This is a genomic window from Tumidithrix elongata BACA0141, assembly GCF_036349135.1.
In the GTDB taxonomy this organism is placed as follows: Bacteria; Cyanobacteriota; Cyanobacteriia; order Pseudanabaenales; family Pseudanabaenaceae; genus Tumidithrix; species Tumidithrix elongata.
Genome location: NZ_JAZBJZ010000183.1, coordinates 1 through 6,531, shown reverse-complemented (window position 1 = coordinate 6,531; position 6,531 = coordinate 1). Strand labels below are relative to the sequence as shown.

Annotated in this window: 7 protein-coding genes and 2 pseudogenes; 5 read left to right on the top strand and 4 right to left on the bottom strand. The window is 43.8% G+C overall.

Features of this window, described 5'->3' with window-relative positions:
- Positions 1-67: 67 nt before the first annotated feature.
- From V2H45_RS24480 to V2H45_RS24465, 4 genes are all read right to left on the bottom strand, one after another.
- Positions 68-844, bottom strand: coding sequence for a hypothetical protein (locus V2H45_RS24480; protein WP_330486313.1), 777 nt, complete (start codon positions 842-844; stop codon positions 68-70).
- Between the two features lie 51 nt (positions 845-895).
- Positions 896-1,231 carry a type II toxin-antitoxin system PemK/MazF family toxin gene (locus V2H45_RS24475; protein WP_330486312.1) on the bottom strand — a complete coding sequence of 112 codons (336 nt, stop codon included), beginning with the start codon at positions 1,229-1,231 and terminating at the stop codon, positions 896-898.
- The gene (locus V2H45_RS24470; protein WP_330486311.1) at positions 1,232-1,480 is read right to left on the bottom strand and encodes an AbrB/MazE/SpoVT family DNA-binding domain-containing protein; all 249 of its coding nucleotides are present in this window, start codon (positions 1,478-1,480) and stop codon (positions 1,232-1,234) included. It abuts the gene before it with no gap.
- 106 nt (positions 1,481-1,586) lie between these two features.
- Entirely contained in the window at positions 1,587-1,736 is a 150-nt protein-coding gene (locus V2H45_RS24465; RefSeq protein WP_330486310.1) for a hypothetical protein, read from the bottom strand.
- A gap of 76 nt (positions 1,737-1,812) precedes the next feature.
- On the opposite strand from V2H45_RS24465, the pseudogene V2H45_RS24460 reads away from it, so the two are divergent.
- The 5 genes and pseudogenes from V2H45_RS24460 to V2H45_RS24440 form a co-directional block, all read left to right on the top strand.
- Positions 1,813-2,142, top strand: a pseudogene (locus tag V2H45_RS24460) (response regulator); the annotation flags it as partial.
- 105 nt (positions 2,143-2,247) lie between these two features.
- A pseudogene (locus tag V2H45_RS24455) lies at positions 2,248-2,493 on the top strand (ATP-binding protein); the annotation flags it as partial.
- 166 nt (positions 2,494-2,659) lie between these two features.
- Entirely contained in the window at positions 2,660-4,153 is a 1,494-nt protein-coding gene (locus tag V2H45_RS24450; RefSeq protein ID WP_330486309.1) for a serine/threonine-protein kinase, read from the top strand.
- A 45-nt stretch (positions 4,154-4,198) separates the two neighbouring features.
- A complete protein-coding gene (locus tag V2H45_RS24445) occupies positions 4,199-5,653 on the top strand; it encodes a tetratricopeptide repeat protein (RefSeq protein ID WP_330486308.1) in 1,455 nt (484 codons plus the stop codon).
- Between the two features lie 59 nt (positions 5,654-5,712).
- Positions 5,713-6,420, top strand: coding sequence for a DUF305 domain-containing protein (locus V2H45_RS24440; RefSeq protein ID WP_408648910.1), 708 nt, complete (start codon positions 5,713-5,715; stop codon positions 6,418-6,420).
- The last annotated feature ends 111 nt before the right edge of the window (positions 6,421-6,531 follow it).

Genomic DNA, 6,531 nt, shown 5'->3' with positions numbered 1-6,531 from the left:
CTCATTTTCCTCAAATCCCTTCCTACTCTTGTTTGTATTTTTAGAGATGCCCTTACTTCAATCTTGATCAAATATCCTCCCGCTTTAGTAAATTAAGTTGAAGCTCTGGAAAGTTTTCTGGTATTTCAAATTCGGCATCGATATCATCTGGATACTGAATCCAATCTGTAATAAGAAAAAGCTGATCATTTAAGACGTTATCACTCTCATCATCGATACAATATTGTTCGATAATTTCATAAAGGATATCAGTAGAAATAAAGTTTTCTACGTCATCGACATCACCAATTGTTCCCTGTCCCCATGCTTCAAATCCCTCTTTTTTAGCCTTTTGAATAAGATTATAAAGATGTGGCGCATCCTTTTTTTGATCTTCCAGTAGTTCTAAGGAAGTGTACCAACAATCTGCATTATCAAAATTTCCTTCATCTATCTCACTTCCTTCGCAAACCATTCTTCTAGTTATAAAAAATGTTTCTTCATCATCCCAATCAACACCTCCTTCTGGCTTAGACCATAGCGAATTAAAGTGATAACCTTGATTTTGACAAGGATGCACATGCTCAAAAGCTATTAGTGCGCCAGTATATCTTTCAAAAAGCTTCTCAAATAGCTGAGCAGATCCATCATCTTCAAAGTTATTCCCAAAACATCCGTATCCTGAAGAAGTAAAGAAAACTGAATTACCCTTAACTGTTAACTTATAACATCTAGTTGTTTCTAGGGTTGTATCTGCATAGTCATGATGCTTAAACTTTTCTTTAGATATTGCCTCAATAAGTAGCTTAATACTCTCAGGTTCTTGACTTGCAATTTCAGCAAAGCTTTCCCAGAAAACGCCCATACGAACTACCGTTATTTATTAACATGTAAGCCTATTATAAGTGGGATCGCTTCAATAAATACAAGCATCCAAAATACTCAAAACCTCAGCCAAAAGCTCATCCGAAGCAGCCTCTATCAACTTTACCTTTCTTGACTTGTAATCAATAGATTTCACCTGTTCCACCATCACATAACCAGTTAGCTTTTTACTGCCTGCGATCGCCACATGAAAAGGAAAATCACGCTTCGTATTTGTAATTGGACAGACAATCGCCAAACCCGTATGCTGATTGAACAGAGTATTACTCACTACTAAAGCAGGTCGTCTTCCCTTCTGCTCATGTCCAGACTGCGGATCGAACGTGAGGATAATCAGATCTCCCTTTTGGGGAATGTAACTAGCCATTTACCAAACTTCCAAACCTATAGGCGATCCCCAATCCTCTTCTTGAGCTTTATAGTTAGAGGGAATTTGAGTAACTAGATCCTTGAGATCGTACTTACCTCGAATTTTACGAACAGGCTTAATCACAATCTGCTCTTTCGTCGTGATAATCTCTAGCGCATCACCAACTAAAATATTAGCCTCAGCCAAAACCTCTTTACTGAGCCTAATTCCCTGACTATTACCCCATTTCTGAACCTTGACTAACATAACTTTTGATGATTATTTTGACAAAAATGTATAGCCTAAGTATAGCCTGAAATTTTATAATCTTGACATACGATCGCCCTTAATTTCCTGAAAACTAAAACAACGACTACACCAAACTCATCTCAAGCTCGATCGCTGCAAACTTAATTTCAACCTTTTGATTGAGAGCGCCAGCAATTTTCTGCGACATTGACAGCGAATGCCTATCATAATAAGCATCCTCAAGCAAGAGCGATCGCCGATTGTTTAGTACCAACGCGATCGGCAAGTTGTTTCTGTGTCAAAATCAGATCCACAAGCGATGATGGATTCTACAAATAAGATTAGTCGCCATGAGAATTTTACTGGTCGAAGATAAAATTGACTTAGGGAAAGCGATTCAGCGCAGTCTCAAATAAGAAAAATATATCGTCGATTGGGTGTAGGATGGAAGAGAATCATGGAATTATCTGGATTCGCAGGGGGCAAATTATAGCGTAGCGATTCTTGACTGGATGTTACCTCATCTCTCGGGACTAGAGGTGAGCAAACGGCTGCGCGAACATAAAAATCCTTTGCCTGTGTTGATGCTTACAGCGAGAGATCGCATTGAGGATCGCGTTGCAGGTCTGGATGCAGGCGCGGATGACTATCTGGTTAAACCCTTTGGCATGACAGAATTATCGCGGTTTTCATAATTATGTGGACACCATTCAAATGCATGAAAAGCTCAAAGAGACAGGGATCTCAGTACTTCCATTCACTGTAAATTCTGTCCGTATTGGCTTGAAAACCGCGATACGATCCAAGTACAGGACACGGGGATTGGTATTGCTGAAGCCGATCTGCCCAGAATTTTTGAACGGTTTTATCGCATCGGCGGTGATCGCTCTCGTTCTACAGGAGGATCGGGTTTGGGACTTGCCATTGCCCAAGCGATCGCGATCGCGCATCAAGGTAGCATTCAGGTCAAAAGCGAAGTCGATAAAGGCAGTACGTTCACCGTTCGATTGGCGCTTCACTCAAAAGAATGATTTCTCGTCTTTGTTCATCTTTGTTGTAGGGGCAATTCATGAATTGCCCCTACAACTCAAACATACTCTTTGAAACTTTCTCACAATAAATGTAAAAATATAAAATGTGGATTTGTTTCAATCGAACCAAACATATTCATGTTTGCAACATTTACGTTGAGAACCTATGCAAAATCTTCCGCACTATTCAACCTATCGATCGCTGCTGGCAAAAAAGCAGGGAAAGGGGTTTTCTGAAGCGGAAGTACAAGAGATTTTATGTCAAGTGCTGGCTCAACTGGCAAGCCTGCACGATCGCAACCAAGTTCATGGTTCGATTTCCCTAGACACAGTGGTCTACGATCGCGACCAGAAACAGACGGTTTTACTAGATGGAACTGGGACGAATCATCGCAGTTATCTCGCACCAGAAATTTTGCAAACAGGACAAGCCACCCTTGCCGCAGATATCTATGCGCTGGGTGTTGTCGCGATCGTCCTATTAACAGGCTTGCCACCTGAGTCGCTCAAAGCCCCTAATGACACATGGAATTGGCGCGATCGTTGTACTGCCAGCGATCGCTTTGCCCAAATTCTTCATATTGCGCTGTTTGCTGCCCCTACCTTTCGCTATGTGAATGCGGGGCGAATGCTGCAATCGTTACAGCCCATTATGGCGACATCTCCATTGACGATCGCTACTCCTGCGATTGCTTCTCCCCCTACGATTCATAATGAGTTTATTCCACCCTTACCCCCCTTACCACCCAAAATATCAGCGGAAGATTTACGAGAAGAACTCATCTTAGATCTTGAAGAAACGTTCAATTTAGAAAGCGATCGCAGGGATTTAGGCAAGAGCCAAGAGCCAGACAAAAATCATCAGACCATTCCCGATTTAACAGGCTATAAAAAGAAAAAATCCGCTAAAGGTAAATTTACAGCCAACACCAAAGCCAAAACACGCATCTTACTGGTAATACTTTTAGGACTTGGAGTGCCTGCGGTTGCTTTAGTCGGTGGTTACTGTTTGATCCAGTCCAAATTCTCTACTGCTACTCCTAGCAAAGACTTACTGCCTATCAATGCGATCGTACCAATATCCATATCCACGTTGGAGAGAACCCGCATATATATCGATGAAATAGAAAAGGCTGAGAAGAAAATGGATAAACTGCTCGCCCTAGCCCAAGATAAATACAAGAATACGGGAAACCTGACGGAAGTTAAGACAATGCTGCTAGCAGTGCCATCCAATAGTCGCATTCGCCCGAAAGCAGATAAACTCCTATCTCAGTGGCAGCAAGATGCCAAGAAAAATGGAGCACTGATCGAAAAAGCGGAAAAGGCAGTGAATGAGGGTAATTGGCAGGTGGCGATCGATACTATAAAGGGCATTTCATCCACTCCCTACTGGCAGAAGCGTGGCAGTAAAATTGCCGAGATCGCGAAGCAAAGGCTGGCTAGTTCTATTGCCCCTCCCTTGTCTCCCATTCAAGTTGCTCCACCCCCTGCCGTACCCTTAGAACCAGAGGTTGTTCCCTTTCAAGCTCCAATCCCGCAAGATCCAATTCCATCCGTACAGGAGCCACCCTCTTATTATCAACCTTCACCTCCAGAAAGATCCTACCCAGAAACCTATTCAGCCCCAGCCCCGCCACCACCTCGCGTAGCTCAATAAAGTGTCTTCAAAGCTCCGCAAAGATAATTTTCCTGCTTCATCCCTATGGTCAAATTACTTGTTATGCAGATTCCTAAGAAAATCCTAAATCGACGTGAAACGGCTTTTAAACCCCTCTCCTCGCAGGAGAGGGGTTGGGGAGAGGTCAAATCTTGGAACACTTTTGCGTTTCGGTCGTTGATCTATTGCTTGATTCTGTCAGGCTTCACCTTAGAATTTTCGGGAATCTTCTCGCCTCAATTTGCCTATGCTCAAACCTGTGATATTGGCTCGGCTACGGTACACCCTGGGAATTACAAACTGCGCGGCAGTGTTTTCTTGAAAAAAGAAAGCTTTCAGGAAGCCCTCGACTGCTTTGAGATTGCCCTGCAAGATCCTCGCGGTCGCGAAGATCCAGAATTATGGAACAATCACGGGCTGGCATTAGCAGGTCTGAAAAGATTTGAGGAAGCCCTCGCTTCCTATGACCAAGCCGTGCGCATTAAACCCGGTGCTAGGTTTGTCGATCGCGTGCAACCTCTCGTCCAACCCAAGGACTACTATCTCTGGTGGTTCAACCGAGCCACCGCACTGGTCGATCTCAATCGCAATGACGAAGCACTCGCTTCTCTAGATAAGTCTTTGCAAATCAAGTCTGATTATGGATTTGTTTGGTTTTTTCGAGGTCTGACCCTGTTCCGATTGAAACGCTATGACGAAGCGCGCTTTGCCTATCGTCGTTCGGTTTTGCTCTCACCCAATACTCCCTATGTCATCAAGTCTTTGCATTTACTCAACCTGCAAGACTATGTGGTTTACTATGGTGAAGCTGAGGCAAAGTCAAGACTGGGGCGCTACAAAGAGGCGATTAAAGCCTTTGAACGAGGTAAACAAGTTCGGCTCAATAACCCTCAGATCGAGTTTTTTGAGAACAATGTCAGTGAGAACCTCTATGAAAATTACATTGATGGCATTCGATCGCTCGATCGCAGTGAATATAACAAAGCGCTAACCCAGTTCGATTTGGTGATTGCCACAAAGCCAAACTACGCCAGTGCTTGGGATGGGAAAGCCGATGCATTGATGGCACTCAAGCGCTATCCCGAAGCGATCGCTGCCTACGATCGAGTTACTGTCATTGAGCCCTATGACTATCCAGCTTGGTATAAGAAAGGGAATGCACTGATGAAAGCCAAACGGAATGGAGAAGCGCTACAAGCCTACCAGAAAGCGATCGACATATCAGGGGGCTTTGCGGAAGTCTGGCACAATCGTGGCGTGATTTTCTATAACCAAAATAAAAATAAAGAAGCGATCGATGCCTATTCGCGCTCTTTAAAGGCGAATACCCTTTGGGGAGGGATTTCAAGGGCGGATACCCAATATGCCTTGGCAGCTACTCTATACCGTGCTGGGCGCTACCGCGAATCCCTCTCAGCGGTCGAGCAAGTTCTGAAAGCACAACCTGACTACAAGGAAGCTGTGGAACTGCGGAAGTTGATTAAACGAATCCTTGGGTGATTTCATCCTGATTTTATCTTTCTGTGAAATACTCAAGCTACATCATTCCTAGCTTCTTTATGCCTTTTATCGTCAAAAAATGGTCAGTCTTTGCTTTACTGTTCGCGATCGCGCCTTTTACCATTGGCTCTCTAACCTCTTGCTCTGAGGTAAAGCCCAACCCTACCCCAGCTAGTAGCATTGCCCCCTCAGTGTCAGCAACAACGCCACCGCCAAAACAAGATGTCGCACAGATGGGACATATGAATCATGGGGGGATGTCTATGGAGATGGGAACTGCTGATGCTGAGTATGACTTGCGCTTTATTGATGCCATGATTCCCCATCATCAAGGTGCGATCGAGATGGCAAAGGTGGTTCTGCAAAAATCAAATCGTCCCGAAGTCAAAAAGCTAGCGGAAGCAATTATTCAAGCCCAAGAGAAAGAAATCGCTCAATTGCAGCAGTGGCGAAAGCAGTGGTATCCCAACCTTAGCGAACAGGCGATGATGTGGGATAGCAAGATAAATAAAATGATGCCGATGACCTCAGAGTATAAGCAGGTCATGATGATGGATATGGATTTAGGAAGTGCGAATGCTGAATTCGATCTGCGTTTTATGAATGCCATGATTCCCCACCATGAGGGCGCATTGTTGATGGCAAAAGAGGCACAAACTAAAACGAAACGTCCTGAAATGCAAAACTTGGCAAAAAATATCCTCAGTTCGCAACAGGCAGAAATTGACGAAATGAAGCAATGGCGTAAGACTTGGTATAACCAATAGAATCGTAGAGACAATTCATGAATTACCTCTACGATTCGATTCTATTCAGAAGAAAGATTGTAATTGCTCAACTTAGAGGAAATAATGCTTCGAGGGGGTTCAAAGCCACAA